Origin of the sequence: Neorhizobium sp. R1-B, from assembly GCF_004368875.1 — a bacterium.
GTDB lineage: Bacteria > Pseudomonadota > Alphaproteobacteria > Rhizobiales > Rhizobiaceae > Neorhizobium > Neorhizobium huautlense.
Map to the genome: position 1 here is coordinate 276,001 of NZ_SOEM01000003.1, position 17,012 is coordinate 293,012.

The 17,012-nt window shown below is 60.7% G+C and carries 12 protein-coding genes, 1 tRNA gene and 1 pseudogene; 3 read left to right on the plus strand and 11 right to left on the minus strand.

Going from position 1 to position 17,012, the window contains the following annotated elements:
• Nucleotides 1-8: 8 nt before the first annotated feature.
• A complete protein-coding gene (locus EDE05_RS06330) occupies nucleotides 9-794 on the plus strand; it encodes an ATP-binding cassette domain-containing protein (RefSeq protein WP_132409247.1) in 786 nt (261 codons plus the stop codon).
• A 196-nt stretch (nucleotides 795-990) separates the two neighbouring features.
• Nucleotides 991-1,067: transfer RNA gene (locus EDE05_RS06335), tRNA-Arg, on the plus strand.
• Between the two features lie 169 nt (nucleotides 1,068-1,236).
• Here EDE05_RS06335 and EDE05_RS06340 read toward each other — a convergent pair.
• The 8 genes from EDE05_RS06340 to EDE05_RS06375 form a co-directional block, all read right to left on the minus strand.
• The gene (locus EDE05_RS06340) at nucleotides 1,237-2,928 is read right to left on the minus strand and encodes a glycoside hydrolase family 3 N-terminal domain-containing protein (RefSeq protein ID WP_132409249.1); all 1,692 of its coding nucleotides are present in this window, start codon (nucleotides 2,926-2,928) and stop codon (nucleotides 1,237-1,239) included.
• Between the two features lie 60 nt (nucleotides 2,929-2,988).
• Nucleotides 2,989-4,491: a sulfatase gene (locus EDE05_RS06345; protein ID WP_132409251.1), complete on the minus strand. Its 1,503-nt coding sequence runs from the start codon at nucleotides 4,489-4,491 to the stop codon at nucleotides 2,989-2,991.
• Between the two features lie 8 nt (nucleotides 4,492-4,499).
• The gene (locus EDE05_RS06350; RefSeq protein ID WP_132409253.1) at nucleotides 4,500-5,441 is read right to left on the minus strand and encodes a formylglycine-generating enzyme family protein; all 942 of its coding nucleotides are present in this window, start codon (nucleotides 5,439-5,441) and stop codon (nucleotides 4,500-4,502) included.
• Nucleotide 5,442: 1 nt separating this feature from the next.
• Complete coding sequence (locus tag EDE05_RS06355; RefSeq protein ID WP_132409255.1) at nucleotides 5,443-6,999, minus strand: sulfatase; 1,557 nt, start codon at nucleotides 6,997-6,999, stop codon at nucleotides 5,443-5,445.
• Between the two features lie 18 nt (nucleotides 7,000-7,017).
• Complete coding sequence (ugpC, locus tag EDE05_RS06360; protein ID WP_132409257.1) at nucleotides 7,018-8,097, minus strand: sn-glycerol-3-phosphate ABC transporter ATP-binding protein UgpC; 1,080 nt, start codon at nucleotides 8,095-8,097, stop codon at nucleotides 7,018-7,020.
• A 13-nt stretch (nucleotides 8,098-8,110) separates the two neighbouring features.
• Nucleotides 8,111-8,980: a carbohydrate ABC transporter permease gene (locus tag EDE05_RS06365; protein ID WP_132409259.1), complete on the minus strand. Its 870-nt coding sequence runs from the start codon at nucleotides 8,978-8,980 to the stop codon at nucleotides 8,111-8,113.
• On the minus strand, nucleotides 8,973-9,935 hold the full coding sequence (locus tag EDE05_RS06370; RefSeq protein ID WP_132409261.1) for a sugar ABC transporter permease: 963 nt from the start codon (nucleotides 9,933-9,935) through the stop codon (nucleotides 8,973-8,975). The genes EDE05_RS06365 and EDE05_RS06370 overlap by 8 nt, the downstream gene beginning before the upstream one ends.
• 108 nt (nucleotides 9,936-10,043) lie before the next feature.
• On the minus strand, nucleotides 10,044-11,567 hold the full coding sequence (locus EDE05_RS06375; protein ID WP_105374356.1) for an extracellular solute-binding protein: 1,524 nt from the start codon (nucleotides 11,565-11,567) through the stop codon (nucleotides 10,044-10,046).
• 126 nt (nucleotides 11,568-11,693) lie between these two features.
• Between EDE05_RS06375 and EDE05_RS06380 the strand changes: the two genes are divergently transcribed.
• The gene (locus EDE05_RS06380; RefSeq protein ID WP_105374357.1) at nucleotides 11,694-12,644 is read left to right on the plus strand and encodes a LysR family transcriptional regulator; all 951 of its coding nucleotides are present in this window, start codon (nucleotides 11,694-11,696) and stop codon (nucleotides 12,642-12,644) included.
• 490 nt (nucleotides 12,645-13,134) lie between these two features.
• On the opposite strand, the gene EDE05_RS06385 is transcribed toward EDE05_RS06380, so the two are convergent.
• The 3 genes and pseudogenes from EDE05_RS06385 to otnI form a co-directional block, all read right to left on the minus strand.
• Nucleotides 13,135-15,258: a beta-galactosidase gene (locus EDE05_RS06385; RefSeq protein ID WP_105374358.1), complete on the minus strand. Its 2,124-nt coding sequence runs from the start codon at nucleotides 15,256-15,258 to the stop codon at nucleotides 13,135-13,137.
• An 88-nt stretch (nucleotides 15,259-15,346) separates the two neighbouring features.
• Nucleotides 15,347-16,222 (minus strand): 2-hydroxy-3-oxopropionate reductase, encoded by an 876-nt coding sequence (locus EDE05_RS06390; protein ID WP_105374371.1) that lies wholly within the window; start codon nucleotides 16,220-16,222, stop codon nucleotides 15,347-15,349.
• A gap of 7 nt (nucleotides 16,223-16,229) precedes the next feature.
• Nucleotides 16,230-17,008, minus strand: a pseudogene (otnI, locus tag EDE05_RS06395) (2-oxo-tetronate isomerase).
• Between the last annotated feature and the right edge of the window lie 4 nt (nucleotides 17,009-17,012).

A 17,012-nucleotide genomic window follows, 5' to 3' on the forward strand; every position in this document is an offset into this window, starting at 1 on the left:
TTTTCATCGTGACGGACCAACACACTCCGCTCGTGGAAATGAAGAACATTTCCATCTCCTTCGGCGGGATCCACGCTGTCGAGAACGCCTCGGTCGACCTGTTTCCCGGCGAGGTCGTGGCTTTGCTCGGCCACAACGGCGCCGGCAAGTCGACGCTGATCAAGATCCTGTCGGGCGCCTACAAGCGCGATGCCGGCGACATCCTGATCAACGGAGAGCAGGCCGATATCCGCACCCCCCGCGATGCCAAGAAGTTCGGCATCGAAACGATCTACCAGACGCTCGCCGTGGCCGACAATGTCGATGCCGCCGCCAACCTCTATCTCGGCCGCGAACTGCAGACCAAGTGGGGGACGCTCGACGATGTGGCGATGGAGGCCAACACCCGTGAGGTGATGGGCCGCCTGAACCCCAATTTCAAGCGCTTCAAGGAGCCGGTGAAGGCGCTTTCCGGCGGTCAGCGGCAATCGGTGGCGATTGCCCGGGCCATCCTCTTCGACGCCCGCATCCTGATCATGGACGAGCCGACCGCAGCGCTTGGACCGCAGGAGACGGCGCAGGTCGGCGATCTCATCAAGCAGCTCAAGCGCGAGGGGATCGGCATCTTCCTGATCAGCCACGACATCCACGATGTCTTCGATCTGGCCGACCGGGTCTTTGTGATGAAAAACGGCAAGGTGGTGGGCCACGCGCGCACCGAAGACGTCACCAAGGACGAAGTACTCGGCATGATCATCCTCGGCAAGGTGCCGCCCGGCGCGACCCCCGGCCCCGGCGCCATGAAAGTGGCGTGATTTGCGTCAATCCATTGCCTGCCCGCCTTTCCCGGTCCGCCGCCGTGGAGAGGCGCGGCAAGGCGGAACCGGAAACTCTCCTCCGGTTCCGCCTATTCCGCCGAAATCGACATCCGTTGAAATTGGCGATTGATGCGGCGAAGATCCTGGGTTAAGAACCTGCCATCGGACAGGGCGAGTCATCGCCTCACGGTTAGCACCCGTAGCTCAGCTGGATAGAGTGTTGGATTCCGATTCCAAAGGTCACAGGTTCGAATCCTGTCGGGTGCGCCAATCTTTTCAAGCATTACATCGAATGTCATAAACCTAGTGAAGCTTGACCACAGGCAGGCACGTTTTCTCAAACAAGAGCTCTCAGGATTGGTCGCGGGGACAGGATTCGAACCTGCGTCTTGAACGCGTTCAAACCCATGGGCCCGCTCGGGGTCTGCGCCGCAGTGTCTTATATCCGAGCCTGATCCTGCCCGCAGAAGGCGTCTACAGGACTTTTTCCGAGGAATGGCGCAACACCTGTCATACAGTTGAGCACCGCTTCCTGCATCTCGTCGGAAGTGGCATATGCATTGATGACGGCTGGCATCCGCGGCGCATCGTAAAGATAATAGGGATAGCCGAATGAAATCAATGCCGTGGGCACTTGGTACCAGGGCCGTTTCATTGCCATTCGAAAATCACCCATCAGTCGCGCCCAGTCGAGAAAGATGTGACCGCGGGTCAGAAGCGTCTCTTCTGCCAAGAGATAAAGGACGAGGTCATAGAGTTCCGGACGCCAGTCATCTCCCGGCGAAAATAAAGTGACATTGAAGCCGCGTTCCCGCATCATCGCGGGGAGCGCAAGCGGGATCGGATCGCCGTGGATGGGCGAGACGATACCACCGGAGATAACAAGCACACGGCGATGGGTCTTTGGAGTTAGCGGAAACAATCCGCTGACATCCTTCACCAGCGTAGGCGCCCGAGCAAAGGCTTCTTTTGCGGTCGCCTTTGCCTGCGGCCTTGCAATACGGCCAAGCCGCTGCTGCCGCGATTGCGGTTGTCGGCGATGCAGACCAAGGGCGGCCTTGAGCCCCAGAACACGCGTCAACGCTTCGTCCAGGCGCGCATGAGAAAGCTTTCCATCCTTGAGCGCCTCCTTGATATTGGCGATATCCCCCGGCAGGTCGCCAGTGAACAGCACCATGTCACAGCCGGCTCTCAGCATCTCGACCTTCGCCGGTGCCGCCGCCATGTAGGAGGTGGCCCCCGCCATCTCTGAAGCATCTGAAACGATAAGGCCGTTAAAACCGAGCCGTCCGCGCAGCAGTTCGAGATTGAGCAAACGCGACATCGAGGCCGGCCGATAGAGTTCTTCCAGTCCCGCGTCGGGGACAAGCGAGCGAACGAAGGCGGGCATCGCGATATGTGCCGACATGACGGAAAGCACATTGCATGAGATGCCGGCGCGATAAAGCTTGCCGAAGGTCGCGTCCCATTCTTCCATCGACAACGGGTTGACGGTCGTTACCAGATGCTGGTCGCGATCGTCGTATCCCTCCCCGGGCCAGTGCTTCAGGCAGGCCGCGATGCCGTGCTGCTGCAGCACTTCGATCTGCACCAGTGCATGACGTTCGATCAGCTCGGGATCGGCTCCGAACCCGCGGGTTGCGACAATCGCGGAGCGGAAGGCGGCATTGATATCGACGACGGGCGTGAAGGACCAGTTGGTGCCGACGGCCTGCGCCTCATCGGCAAGCAGGCTGTACACGCGCCGCGTCAGGTCGATATCATCGGCGGCGGCCAAAGCCAGCGGATTGGGCACCTGTGTACCGAAGGGAAACGACATGCGCGACCCTTCGAGGTCGGCGGAAACCAGGAGCGGAATATCCGCCCTCTCCTGGATTGTTTCCAGAAGTTCCAGTTCGTCAATTCCGCTTTCGGAAAAGAAGCGGGTCACGCCGCCCGGACGAAGGTGATCGAGTTCCGATATCCAGGGCGCGGCTGGCCCGTGAAGCCCAAGTACGAACAGTTGCGCGATCTTGCGGTCAAGGTCGCCGCTCAGTGCTTCGGCCTGCTCGGCAACCCAGGCAAGGTCTTTTGCTTTCAGGTTAAATGGCGGCCCGGTCAAAAGATGGAGCGGATATCTATCGGAAATCATACGTGTTCTCTGTCATAAGCCGCTGACTAATCTCGTCTTGGCTTTGCCTGTCCATCCGTCTCAGAGCCCTTGCCAGCCATAGCTTTCGGCGGGTGCATCATGAGCCTGCATATAATGCCTTAGGCCCTCGTAAAGCCGCGCTTCCACATTCGCGTCGCGTATGGGTTTCTGCTGCTGCGGGTCCATCTGAAGATCGAAGAGACGAAAACCTTGGTCGAGGAATGAACCGCCGAGATTGGGCGGTCGTCGTGCCTCGCGCGTCGCCTCGATGCGCAGCAGTGGCATGCTCTTCGTGAAGTTAAAGGGCGGCGCCATCCTCGCCGTGGCCATCTCGGCGGCCGTGAATGGTTGAACCATATGCTGCGGCATCAATGTATATTCGCAAAGGCCGTCGCCTAACACATCGGGCGGGTAGTGCAGCATCACGTACCGGCCATCGGTCACGCCGATAGGCCCGGCAAAGAGACCGAATGCGATGATCCTGTCGTCGCAGGTCTTGCCGGCTACAGCCGAGAGAAGTGAGCGTCCGGTCACATCAGTTTCAGGCGGGATACCGAAAACATCGAGGATGGTTGGCATGATGTCGACGGTCTGCGTCAACACCTGCAAGCGCTGGCCCGCTTGTTCGGCATGCGCAGGATGATAGACGATCAGGGGGATATGCGACATCTCTTCATAATACGGCATCCGGCTCTTGCCCCACCAGCCATGTTCGCCGAGCAAGAAGCCGTGATCGGTGGAGAGTACGATCGCCGTGTCACTCCACATTTCGTTGCTGTCCATGAAATCGAACAGCCGGCCGAGATATTCATCGAGCATGCGGATCTGGGCCGCATAGTTGGCGCGGATCTCAGCGATCTCATCATCCGTCTCGTTGACCGGCACGTAATCCGGCCAGTTCAGCACCCCGCCCTTCCAGTTGCTGTCGCCTTCGCGCCGGAAGCGCGACGGGGCATGAAACGGCTCATGCGGATCGAAAAGCTCAAGCTGCAGCATCCAGTTGTCGGCGGATTTGTTGGCCTCGAGAAACTCGAAAGCCGATGCGAAACAGCGCGGAGTGGGAAGGTCGCTCTCATCCTTCTCGTAAAGGCGGTTGATCGCATGGACGATCCGCCCGGGCTTCTTCTTCGGATCATAGTGACGCTGATCATACTCTTCGGCGAACTGGGCCAAAGGTGGTTCGACCACGGCCTTCCAGGTGTCGTATTCCTGGCCTCGAATGAAATCCCAGCTGTCGTAGCGGGTGTTGTAGCCCGAGCCCCCATTCTGAAAATAATGGAAATGGTCTGTGACAAGGTGCGAATAAATTCCCTTCGCACGGAGCATTTCACAGAAGCTGGTGTCATAGGGTTCCATCGGCCCCCATGAGCGATGAAAAAAGTTGGCGCGGCCGGTCTGTATGTCGCGGCGCGCCGGAATGCACGGAAGGCTGCCCACATAATGGCTGTCGAAGGTGACCGAGCGTGCCGCGAGGCGATCGAAATTGGGAGTTTCAATCTTGCCGCCATAGGCGCCAAGGGCGCTACGGTTGAGTGAATCGAACAGAAGGAAGATCAGACGCATCACTTACCTCAACCGTCATAAAATACCCGAAGGCCGGAATTGCACGCCCCGCTGTCCGCCACGAGTGCGAGACGAGCGGCAATCCGATAGCGATAGCAATAGCTGATATGGCAGAGGAAACTGCCGCCCTTCATCAGCTTCTGACCGAGGGTTCGGGAAGCCTCGTTGCGTTGTGCGGCCAACCGGCTCGCAGAGCGTATCCGGAACGGCTCGGCGGTCCATTCCCAGACATTTCCGGCCATGTCAAAAAGGCCCGCGCCGTTTGGCGGGAAAGCCGTGACCGGCGACGTGCCGATCCATCCATCGGCCAGCGTATTTTCCTCCGGAAATCGCCCCTGCCAGATGTTGCAGGGCATGAATGACGTGTCGTCCGGCTCTTTGTCTCCCCACGGAAATTTCGGATCGGGGAGTCCGCCGCGGGCGGCGTATTCCCATTCCGCTTCCGTTGGCAGCCGACCTCCGGCCCACTTGGCAAAGGCGTTGGCGTCCTCCCAGGAAATGTGGCTGACGGGATGGTCCGCCCGATCCGCTACCGAACTTCCGGGACCCATGGGCGAATGCCAGCAGGCGCCATCGATCTTGACCCACCAGGGGGTCTCTGAGCGCGAAGGTGCCACCGTCTGCGGCTTCGGGAGGAGACCCCGGAAGACCAGGCCCCACCCGAACCGCTCGGATTCGGTGACATAGCCCGTCTCCGCCACGAAAGCGGCAAAGCGGGAATTGGTGACAAGGGTGGCGTCGACAGAAAATCCCTTAAGCTTGTGCTCCCGGTAGACCCCTTCGCCATCGAGCGGAATTGACGGGGTTCGCGTGCCGGTATGCACCCTGGCGGCAGGAAAGGCCACGCGCGCCGGCGCCCGCGCATCGGCAATGTCGGGGGCGACGGCATGTGCGCCGCCCTCTGTCTTTTGCCGCCGGACATGGCCACCTGTTGATCCGCAGCAGCTCATGTCAGGCCGCTTTTGCAGCTCGGGCGGAAAGGGCTGCCGCCGTGTCGTGCTCCGGCATGTCGCCGATATCGGCCATCTTGCGATCCAGCTTGGCGATCATCATCTCGAACACGCCGGCGTAGGCGGGATCATCTGCAAGGTTGTTGATCTCGGACGGATCCTTTTCGCAATCGAACAACTCCCATTCGGGTGGCGCTCCGTTGGGGTGTGCGCCGAGCTGGCCCAGGTCGTCATTGTACCAGTAGATCAGCTTATAGCGCTGGTCGCGCACACCGTAATGGGCCCAGGCGCCGTGGATGATGTCGTTATGCATCCAGTAGCGGTGATAGGCGAGCTGGTCCCAGTCTTTCGGGGTATTGCCTTCGAAAACAGAGCGCAGGCTGGTGCCCTGCATGTAGGAGGGTTTCGCGATCCCGGCATAATCCAGGAAAGTCGGGGCAAAGTCGACATTACAGGAGATGTCCCTGGTGATACGGCCCGCCGGAATGGAGCCCGGAAGCCTGGCCAAAAGAGGCATCTGCAGGCTTTCCTCGTACATGAAGCGCTTGTCGAACCAGCCATGCTCGCCCAGAAAGAAACCCTGATCGGAAGAGTAGATGACCAGCGTATTGTCGGCGAGGCCGGCTTCATCGAGGTAATCGAGCAGGCGGCCGACATTTTCGTCGATCGACTGCACGGTTCGCAGGTAGCGCTTCATGTAACGCTGGTACTTGAACTCGGCGAAGGATCGCGGGTCGTCGAACGTGTAGTTCTCCCCCGTCTTGGAGTCGATGACGGTGATGGTCTCGCCTTCCATCAATTCCGGTACCTTGCGAATGTGCCAGCCATCCACCATCAGCTCGCCGGCGACACCTTGCGGACCTTCAGGCTGGACGAGACCCAGGTCTTCCCAGTTCATGTCATGTCTGATGCGCATCCTGGCCGCCTGGGCGGCTTTGGCGCGATTGGCATAGTCGTCGTTGAAGGTCTCGGGCAGCGGCAGATCTTCGTCCGCCCACAGATGGTCCCATTTGGGATGGGGGATGAAGTTGCGATGCGGCGCCTTGTGGTGGCACATCAGGAAGAAGGGGGCGTCATCTTCCTTCTTCCGTTGGATGAAGTCGATCGACATATCGGTGATGATGTCGGTCGCATATCCGGGGATCCGCTTGCGCCCCTCCGGCGAGATGAAGGCCGGATCCCAATAATCGCCCTGGCCCGGCACAACTGCCCATTCGTCAAAGCCGGTCGGCTCGTGAACCGGACCTTCGCCGAGATGCCACTTGCCGAAGATCGCCGTAGCATATCCGTTTGCCCTCAGCGTCTTGGCAACGTTCGGCCAGCGATTGTCGATATGCGTATCCAGCGTCGTCACGCAATTTACGTGGTTGTGCGTGCCCGTGAGGATCGCGGCGCGCGAAGGCGTGCAGATCGAGTTGGTCACATAGCAGGCGTCGTGACGCAGCCCCTCATTGGCAAGCCGGTCGAGATTGGGGGTATTGTTCAGTCCAGCACCATAGGCGCTGATCGCGCGGGCCGCGTGATCGTCGGAAAGGATGAAAATAATGTTGGGGCGCATTCTGTCTTTACTCCTTCATCAGGCCTCGGCCGCCACCGGGTTGCCGGCCATGGCGACATCCCGGAGCACCCTTCCCTCTGCATCAAAGAAATGAACCTTGCCGGTCAGCGCGAATTGCAAACTGTCCCTGACGCGCACAGCGGCGCCGGGTGGAAAGCGGGCCACGAGTTCCTGTCCCCAAGGGGTACGGAAATGAACGAATTCGGCGTCGCCCAGCCGCTCGACGACACTGACCTCGCCTGCAATCGTTCCGGCATCTGGCCCGGCCCCCAGCGCATCGGCCCGTACGCCGAGCGTTGCGACGGCATCGGATTGCGATCCCGAAAGCTTAAGCGGGCTGCCATCCGGCAGCTTACCGTGCTTCACTTCGACGAAATTCATCTTTGGTGAACCGATGAAGCCGGCGACGAAGATATTGTCGGGGCTCTCGTAAAGCTCCATGGGCGCGCCGATCTGCTCAACCCGGCCATCGCGCAGCACCACTATCTTGTCCGCAAGTGTCATCGCCTCGACCTGGTCATGGGTGACATAGACCATGGTGGCGCCCTGGAGTTGGCTGTGAAGCTTGGCGATCTCCAGGCGCGTGGCGACCCGCAGTTCGGCATCCAGGTTGGATAGCGGCTCATCGAACAGGAAAACTTCCGGATCCCGGACAATGGCACGGCCGATGGCGACACGCTGACGCTGGCCGCCGGACAACTGCCTGGGTTTGCGGTTGAGCAGTGTCTCGATCTGCAGGATCTTTGCAGCTTTATCGACCTTGGCCTTGACCTCGCTCTTGGCGACACCGTTCATAAGCAGTCCGAAACCCATATTGCGTTCGACGGTCATATGCGGATAGAGCGCGTAGGTTTGGAACACCATGGCCGTGCCGCGCTGGCTCGGATCGAGGTCGTTGACCCTGCGATCACCAATCGCGATTGTCCCGGCCGATATCTCCTCAAGGCCGGCGATCATCCGCAGAAGCGTTGATTTTCCGCAACCTGATGGGCCGACGAAGACGCAGAATTCGCCCTCTTCGATAACGATATCGACCCCGCGGATAACCTCGAGCGCGCCATAGCTTTTTTTGACGTTTGTGAGTTTGACACCAGACATGATGATCTCCAGATCAGCCTTTGACTGCGCCGGCGAGGCCGTCGATGAAGTAGCGTTGAAGGAAGAGGAACAGCAGCACGATGGGGCCGATGGCGATCGTGGACGCCGCCATCATTCCACCCCAGTCGACAAAATGCTCACCCTTGAAGGAATAGATGCCGACGCTGAGCGTGCGCATCGCCGGATTGGCAAGCGTGATGACGAGCGGCAAAAGGAAGTCGTTCCAGGCCTGCAGCGACTGCATGACCACGACAGTCACCACGATCGGCTTGGCGAGCGGTAGCATGACGTACCAGAAGGTCTTGACCGGTCCGACACCGTCCATGCGGCTGGCCTCTTCCAGCTCCCTCGGCATTTGCGTGAAATATCCGGCAAACAGCAGGATGAAGATCACGATCGAGTGGCCGCAGGTCGCGAGCATCAAGCCCCAGAGCGACTGGCCAAGGCCAAGCGTGGTGAGCAGCTGGAACACGGGAATGATCGTGTAGCCCTGCGGAATGAAGAGGGTAAACACCATCAGCCCCATCAGAGGCCATTTTCCGGGAAACTCCCGGCGTCCGAGGACATAGCCACCGAGCGCTGCCGCGATCGTGGTAATCAAGACCGAACCGACCGTCACGAACAGCGTGTTGAAGAAATAGCGCTGCATGTTGGCTTCGGTCCAGGCACGCTCGTAGTTCTCAAAGGTCGGTTTGTAGGGGATCATTCCCGGGTTGGTGAACAGTTCCGAATTGGGCTTGAACGACGCGGCGATCATCCAGATCAGCGGGTAGATCCAGATCACGCACATCACGGCAAGCACAATCGAGGTGATGAACCGCTTGCGCCTGGGTGTGAAGATCGATTGCCGCATGCGGCCTGAGGGCAGAGCGGCATCAGACATTTTCTGCCTCCTTGCGACGGACGCGGCGCACCGCAATGACCTGGAGAATGGTAAGCGCCATGATCGAGAGGCCGAAGATCACGCCTGCAGCAGACGCATAACCAAGGCGTGGGAACTGCCCCGACGACGGTGCGAAGGCGGTACGGAAGATGTAGACCTCCATGACCTCCGACGAAAAGAACGGACCTCCCTGCGTGGTCGCCTGGATCAGCGGAAACACGTTGAGAGCGCTGATGGCCGAGATGAGCCCGATAACGACAGCGAATGGCGCGACGATCGGCAGCACGATGTGCACGATGACCTGCCATGTTTTCACACCGTCGAGCTTGGCGGCCTCGTAGAGTTCGTCCGGAACCGTTTGCAACGCCGCAAGCCAGTAGACGAGGGTGATGCCTGTCCATTTCCAGACGAAAATGCCCGCAAGGGTCCACAGCACCATCTGCGGCGAACCGAGTAGATCGACCGCGCGGGAGACGAGATGGGTCTCGATCAGGAAACCATTGATCGGCCCGTTAAAGGGACTGAGCATCAGCACCATCACAATTGCGATGACGGCGACCGGTGAGACGACGGGAAGAAAGATCATGGCTCGGAAGACGGTCGCAAGCTTCAAAAACTTGTTGTTCAGCACAATCGCGAGCATGAGACCGACGATCATCTGGAACGGCACCGTCGCCAGCATGAACAGGAATGAGCGTTTGAAAGCCGAGTAGAAGAACTCGTCGTTCAAGAGCTCGGCGTAGTTTGCAAGGCCGATGAATTCGGAATGTGCCCCGAAGCCGGTCCAGTCCAGCGTCGAATAGTAGAACGAGGCAATCATCGGCCAGAAAATGAACGCGCCGAACACCAGCATGCCGGGAATGAGGAACAGGTAGTCGATCCGCGATTTCCAGATCCGCTGGCCGAGCGTGGCGCCCTCAGCGCCGCGCTCCAGTATATGTGAAATTGCCGCCATGGCAGCCTTGCCTTTTTCGTTGCTGTAAAGGTCGTCCGGGACATGAGCCCCGGGACCACCGGGAGGAGACGCTAGCGAACGTGGAGCCAGCCGGACCTTCGCGCGAAGCTAGAGCTTGGCGTAGTCTGCGGGACCGAAGTCACGGGAAGGGTCCCAGTTTGCGAAAACGAAGTCGTCGCGACTGACACCCGCACCGGCGGCCTTCGCCTTGGCAATCGCTGTGTCGAGGGCTTTGTTGCGGGCATCGGACGCCTTTTTCAAGGTTGCCTTCACGCCACTGAGCTGGCCCGAGAAAAGACCCTGGACCGCCTGGGCCAGATTAGGCGTAGGATCGACATAGGCCGCAGCCACCTTGGAAAGACCGGGTTGGCGGACAAGCGGATTGGGCGCGACGCGCACGCGATCTTCGGCCATCTTCAACATGATCTTCGCCCGGTCGCTGAGTTTGGCGAGCTTGATCGATTCCGGGAAAATGGCGGGGTCTGCCGAACTGGCGACATTGGCATAGGCCACCTGGCCTTCGACGGTCCCCAACCAATGGAAGATGTCGCCGGCATATTGGGGATTCTTCGCCTTGGCATTCAACCACATCATGTTCGCGGAGTTCGGCAGTTGCATGACCCAGATCGGGTTGTCGAGCGACGCCTCGTCGGGCGCCGGTCCCGGCGAAACGCCGAACTTGAAGCTCGGCGCCGTGGCCTCCCAGATCGGCACATTCCACGGACCCTGGATGATCATGCCCGCGGCGCCTTGGGTGATGAATTCGCGGGCCTGGGGAGCGATGATGGTAAGGCACCCCGGAAACACGGAACCGTCATCGCGCATCGCGAGCAGCAGTTCGACGCCGGCGACGTAAGCATCGTGGTCAAAGGCAAACTGGCCGGTCTTGAGGTCCATGCCCTGCAGCAGGCCGGTGTTGCCCACGGTCGCGCCGCCGCGCTGGGCCAGCATCGTTGCGACATCTCCCCAGCGTTGCTCCTGGGCACCGCCGATGATGAAGCCGAAGGACCGACCGCCGGAGCCTTCGGTCATTTTCTTCGCTGCATCCCGCATTTCCTCAAACGTCAGGGCGCGATCGGCACCGATCTTATCATAACCGGCAGCGTTCATCATATCCTGGTTGAACAGCAGGGCGTTGTTGAAGCGGCGCTCGGTGGAGAAGGGAAAACCATAAGTCCTGCCACCGAAGACGTTGACGCCCTCAACGAACGCGCCGTCGGGATAAGCCTTCTTCCAGGTGTCGAAATCGGGAATCAAGTTGTCGATCGGCTGGAGCCAACCTTCCGCGATGGCGACCGATGGCTCCATGCCGATAGGAAGGTTAAATGTGTCCGGGGCTGACTGGTTGCGAATGCCGAGCGGCAAGACCGACGAGATTTCCTTCCACGGCAAGCCGTCATAGACGACTTCAATGCCTTGGATCTGCGCGTATTTGGCCAGGTATTGCTTGAAGAATTCGCCTTTCTGGCCACCGGAGTCGAGCCACCGAAAAGGCCCAATTGCAGGCTTGAGACCTTCCGTTTTGACGAGGTTCTGTGCGAAACCCGGGCCGGCGCCGAGGCCGAGCCCCAGGAGCGCGGTGGTTTGCAGAAATGCGCGGCGCGAAAGGCCACGGGAAAACGTGTTTGTCATGATCTTCCTCCCACCCGCTCGGATCATCCTCTTCCCTTGCCAGAGCGGTTATTCTTGAGACTAGTCAAATTTGTTATGCAGAGATAATGCAAATAGTCTCAGGCGCGATTAACGGAGTTTATCGCGATGCTCGATCAGATCACCCATCTATTCCGGTTGCAGGTCATCGCGGAGGCGGGCAGCCTGCGGCGCGCCGCGACCCTTCTCAATGTCACCCAGCCGGCGCTTACCCGCTCGATCGCCCAACTTGAAAAGCATTTCGGCCAGGCTGTGCTGACCCGCCATTCCAAAGGGGTGTCGCTGACGGAGTTTGGAGCGCGCGTAATGACGGCAGCCAGCCGTCTCTCTCGCTATTGGGAGATCGCGGAAAGCGATCTTGCTCACCCATCAAGCGCCATGAGGGGTCGCCTGCGTTTGCGCGCCGGTCCGCTCTGGCGCGCGGTGGTACTGCCGGAGATCATCAGCGAATTGCAGAACACGTTTCCTGCTGTCGTGATCGAGATCGGCAGCAGCCTCAGGGGCGAAACGGCCGCGGATCTCTCAGAGGGCCGCATCGACGCGGTGTTTGGAGGAATCGAGATGCCGGAGGGCCCGGGCCAACGGCTGAGACAGCTTCAATTCACGACCGTCTACGATCGTGTCGTGGCGCGCGAAAACCACCCGATCTTCAAGGCCGGGGATGGGAAAGGGAATTGTACGCCCCAGCGTCTGCTCGATTATCCCTGGATCGTCTACACGGCAGATCCGGTCTATGAACTTGAGACTGTCCATGGCGCCATAGAACGGCTCGGCCAAGCGCCGGATATTCGCGTGCGGTCGGAATCCCTTGTCGCGGTGATCGGCTTCCTGCAACGCGGAGACTATCTGTGCATGTTGCCCGAGGCCGCCGTCGCCGGAGCAAATTCACCCAAAATCCTTCCCGTGCCTGTCGAATTCGGAGGCCGCATGATCCGCTCGGGCATCATCTTTCGCGAAGAAATGTCGGAGTGGCCTCCGATGGTCGAACTGCTGAAGCTATGCGAGCGGCATTTTGGCAAGCAACACGGGGCGACGGCGTCAAAGGCAATACCGACTTAAAGCGTTCATTGCTCCTCTCTCATAGAGGATTTCCTCCTCGTCATGCGCCCGGCTCTTCACCTTCAAGATCGATGCCGAAGAAATCGAGGAATGGCCGGGAAGTAGCCTCCGCACTCGGCATCGTTGCGCCATACTGTGGCTGTCAAAAGTCGCAATCGGAAGAAGATCCATGAAGGAAGTTAGCACAGCCGGCCTGAATGAGATCTCCAGAGGTCTCGGCATTGCGTCTTAGTACGCAGAGCGCGTTCTGGACGCGCGACGCGGAAAGCCGGCAATGGGCGAAGCTTCTTCGCCCGGCAGAATCGCATCCCCTCCTCCTTGCAGGCAGCCGGCAATTCCGCGGCCCTGTAGTGTCTCAAGGCGATGGAAGCCGTTGGCAGGACGACTCTCACGAAAGAGACAACTCAAGAGGCCCGATCGTGTCAGGCCGTTTCCCCTCGGGCAACCGGCAGTGGCTTCCGGTCGCGACGGCGCTACATCGCCAGCACCGTCAGCTCTTCTGAGCTGGAACGAGAGGCAGGATTACCACGTCGCGCGCCGGCACCTGGACAGGCCCTCCATCATAGGTGTAGCCCGCCGGCCAGAGGGCTGGGCCGGGCTTCGGCGCTCCGTGACCTTGCGCCGGTTCGGCCAACGTTGTCTGGGACTCCCGTGTGGGATTGACCAGCCAGAGGAAGTTCCCGGTATCGCCCTGGTGGATGCGGGCAGAAAGCGCGCTGTTCGACAGCGTCACATGCCGCCGCACCTCACTCCAGTCGAGGAGCGCAGCAAAGAAGCCGGCATTGGCACTGCCGTTGGAGCGATAATAGGCCACGGACGGGTTGGTGCCAATCAGCAGGGTTCGTCCCTTCCCGTGAGCGTGTTCGACAACTGCGAGCCGACCGTCCGCGAAATAGCCGCGCGCAGTACCTCCTTCAAGCCGATAGGATTGCAGGAAGCCGCCACCCTTGACCGCGACATCGCCGAAATCCAAGGCAATGCGGTCGCCGATATCCGGCATGAACTCGACCTCCTCCTCCCGGGCGCCGAAGACGGTATCGAGGCCCAAGTTCGGCTGGACCTGGCCGACATGGCCGCGATCGCCGAAATAGCCGGGGCAGGCCTCGGCAATCAGCGTACCGCCCTTGTCCACCCAGGCCGCCAGTCGCCGCGCCTGCTCAGACGTGAACATGATGGGGTAGGGGAAGTAGAGGAGGTCATAGGCGTCGATGTCGTCGATATGGACCCAGTCCGGCTGAAGCCCTTGGTCGAGGAAGCCGCGATAGGCGCCCCACATCGCAGCCGGATAGGGCTTCTCCTTCCGCTCCTGATTGAGCAGGTAATCCCATTCCTGGGTTTCCGGCACGACCAGGATGCCGATCTCGCCGCGGACGGGCTTTGCCTTCCAGAGCGCTGCCTGTTCCGGCGCATTGGCCCATTTTGCCATCGCGCTTGCGATTTGCGAGCGCGGGGTGCGGCTGCCATCCATGCCATAGGAGCCGAAGGCGCCGAACAGCGGGCCGTCGAGCAGGGGCCGCCAGCGCAGGTTCAGCACGCCGCGCGCGCCGCCCGCAAGCGAGATCATGCTCCAGATGCGAATGTCCTCGGGCTCGGCGACACGGCCATCCTCCTTGTCGCGGCCGATCACCTGGGGCTGCAGCCAGAGCGGCCCGCCCTGGCGCTCGGCATGCCAGAAGGTCTTGCCGCGCGCGGCGGCACGGTTGATATCGACCCCATACCAGCTTTTCCACGGCTCCGTGCCCTTGCGCGCCTGGATCCAGGTGAAACCGTAGACATCGACCTTGGAGGCGGCGAGCCAGTCGTCGCAGCCATTGGCCGCCATGTTGGGGATCGCGCCTGAAATGCCGTGGGCGGCGATGACGTTCTTCTTGTCGACCGCCCGGATCGTATCGATGCGCCACTGCATCTGACCATAGAAGTTGTCACGCTTGAACTGCAGCCAGTCGATGCATTCGGGATAGGGAGCCATATGGATCGGCGGCTCGATATCGTCCCATTCTGCATAGCTGTAGCGGTGCCAGGCCTTGGCGAGCGCTTTCAGGCTCCCATACTTGGCCTCCAGCCACGTGCGGAAGGCTTCCTTGGCATAGCTGCTATAATCCACGTCAGCGGAATAGTTGCATTCGTTCCAGACATCGTAGCCGTAGATGGCCGGATGGTCCTTGTAGCGGGTGGCAAGCGCCGTCAGGAAGGCGCCGGCAGCTTCCTTCACTTCGGGGCAGTTGAGGGTCAGCGCGCCGGCGCCGCCGCCATTGTTGGAGAAGCCGCCCGTGGCGGCCGAAACCCCCATATAGGAGCCGAGCTTGCTGCCATCGGCATTGACCTGCAGCGCGTGGGAAAACTTGCGCACGGCCCAGTCCGGCACCGCATGGATCAGTTCCGCGATGACCGTCTTCAGCCCGTTCTTGGCGGCAAGATCGAGCTGGCGGTCATATTCCTCCCAATCATAGACACCGGGCGCCGTCTCGATCGCACCCCACATGAACCAGTGGCGGAAGATGTTGAGCCCGTCCTGCGCGGCGACGGCATAATCGCGCTCCCAATGCTCCTGGGGCGGGTTCGACTTGCGGAAATAGACGGCGCCATAGGGGAATTGCAGGTCTGTCATCGGCATGGTCTGTCCTCTCGAGTAACAGGGCAAGGCTTCGCCGTCCGGAGAAACTCCGGTCACGTCGGCTAGGCCATCGCGCCCAGGATTGCGGTCAGCAGGCTCCGCCTGAGATGAGGTCCAGCGTGCGGATCAGCGCGGAGTGATCGCGATCGCCATCACCCATGGCGATGGCGGCATTCATCAGCTGCTGGGTGGCGGCGGTGTTGGGCAAAGCGAGATCAAGCGCGCGGGCCGCATCGACCGCGAGCGTCAGGTCCTTGCGGTGCAGGCGGATGCGAAAGCCGGGATCGAAGGTCTGCTTGACCATGCGGTCGCCGTGAACCTCAAGGATGCGAGAGGCGGCAAAGCCGCCCATCAGCGCCTCGCGCACCCGGGCCGGATCGGCGCCGGCGCGGCGGGCAAAGAGCAGCGCCTCGGACACGGCCTCGATGGTAAGCCCGACGATGATCTGGTTGGCCACCTTGGCCGTCTGACCGTCACCGGTGCCGCCGACAAGGGTGATGTTCTTGCCCATTTTTTCAAATAGCGGCCGTGCGCGGGCAAAGGCCGCCTCGCTGCCGCCGACCATGATGGTGAGAGAGGCGGCGCGGGCGCCGACCTCGCCGCCGGAAACCGGCGCGTCGAGATAGTCGCAGCCCAACGCCTCGATCCGGCGGGCAAACTCCTTGGTGGCCACGGGCGAAATGGAGCTCATGTCGATGACGAGCTTTCCGGGCGACAGGCCCTCGGCAACGCCATCCTTGCCGAACAGCACCGTCTCCACATCAGGCGTGTCGGGCAACATCAGGATGACGATGTCGCAGGCGCTGGCCACAGCGCTTGCGCTTGGCGCCGCCTTGGCCCCCTTGTCCACCAGATGCTGCGACACCGGCTTGACGCGGCTCAGATGCAGCGCGTGGCCGGCATCGATCAAATGTTCCGCCATGGGGCGCCCCATGACGCCAAGTCCTATGAATCCGATATTCATCTTGCCCTCATCCAAGGAAAGGTTTCATCCAGCCGAGACCTTCGCTGGTGCCGGCGCGCGGCTTGTATTCGCAGCCCACCCAGCCGTCGTAGCCGAGGCGGTCGAGTTCGGAGAGAATGAAGCCGTAGTTGATCTCGCCCGTGCCCGGTTCGCCCCGGCCGGGATTGTCGGCGATCTGCACATGGGCGATCCGCTCCTGCAGCCGCGCGAAGGTCGGGATCAGGCACCTTGCATGATCTGCATGTGGTAGAAATCATATTGGATATAGAGATTGTCGGAGCCGACCCTCTCAAGGATCCGCTCGGCATGGTCGGTCGTCGACAGGAAGAAGCCCTTGATGTCGCGCAGGTTGATCGGCTCGATCAGCAGCCTGACGCCAGCATCGGAACAGCGCGCGGCGGCATATCTGAGATTGTCGACCAGGGTATCTTCGAGAACCGCGAGATCGGCGCCATCAGGCACCAAGCCGGAAATCACGTTGACCTGCGGGCATTTCAACGCCGCGGCATAATCGAGCGCCTGCGCCACACCCTGGCGAAACTCCTCAACCCGATCCGGCAGGCAGGCGATACCCCGCTCGCCGCCGGCCCAATCGCCCGAGGGGACGTTGAACAGCGCCTGGACGAGGCCGCTGGCGCCGAGCGCGTCTGCGACCTTTTCCTTGGGCTCGGCATAGGGCCCGAGATATTCCAGCGCGCCGAAGCCATCCCGCGCGGCGGCGGCGAAGCGCTCCAGGAACGGAAGCTCCTGATAGAGAAACGAAAGGTTGGCGGAAAATTTCGGCATGCGG

Coding starts and splice junctions, on each gene's coding strand:
- EDE05_RS06340 (WP_132409249.1), bottom strand. CDS start 2,928: ATGATTTCCGATAGATATCCGCTCCATCTTTTGACCGGGCCGCCATTT.
- EDE05_RS06345 (WP_132409251.1), bottom strand. CDS start 4,491: ATGCGTCTGATCTTCCTTCTGTTCGATTCACTCAACCGTAGCGCCCTT.
- EDE05_RS06350 (WP_132409253.1), bottom strand. CDS start 5,441: ATGAGCTGCTGCGGATCAACAGGTGGCCATGTCCGGCGGCAAAAGACA.
- EDE05_RS06355 (WP_132409255.1), bottom strand. CDS start 6,999: ATGCGCCCCAACATTATTTTCATCCTTTCCGACGATCACGCGGCCCGC.
- ugpC (WP_132409257.1), bottom strand. CDS start 8,097: ATGTCTGGTGTCAAACTCACAAACGTCAAAAAAAGCTATGGCGCGCTC.
- EDE05_RS06365 (WP_132409259.1), bottom strand. CDS start 8,980: ATGTCTGATGCCGCTCTGCCCTCAGGCCGCATGCGGCAATCGATCTTC.
- EDE05_RS06370 (WP_132409261.1), bottom strand. CDS start 9,935: ATGGCGGCAATTTCACATATACTGGAGCGCGGCGCTGAGGGCGCCACG.
- EDE05_RS06375 (WP_105374356.1), bottom strand. CDS start 11,567: ATGACAAACACGTTTTCCCGTGGCCTTTCGCGCCGCGCATTTCTGCAA.
- EDE05_RS06380 (WP_105374357.1), top strand. CDS start 11,694: ATGCTCGATCAGATCACCCATCTATTCCGGTTGCAGGTCATCGCGGAG.
- EDE05_RS06385 (WP_105374358.1), bottom strand. CDS start 15,258: ATGCCGATGACAGACCTGCAATTCCCCTATGGCGCCGTCTATTTCCGC.
- EDE05_RS06390 (WP_105374371.1), bottom strand. CDS start 16,222: ATGAATATCGGATTCATAGGACTTGGCGTCATGGGGCGCCCCATGGCG.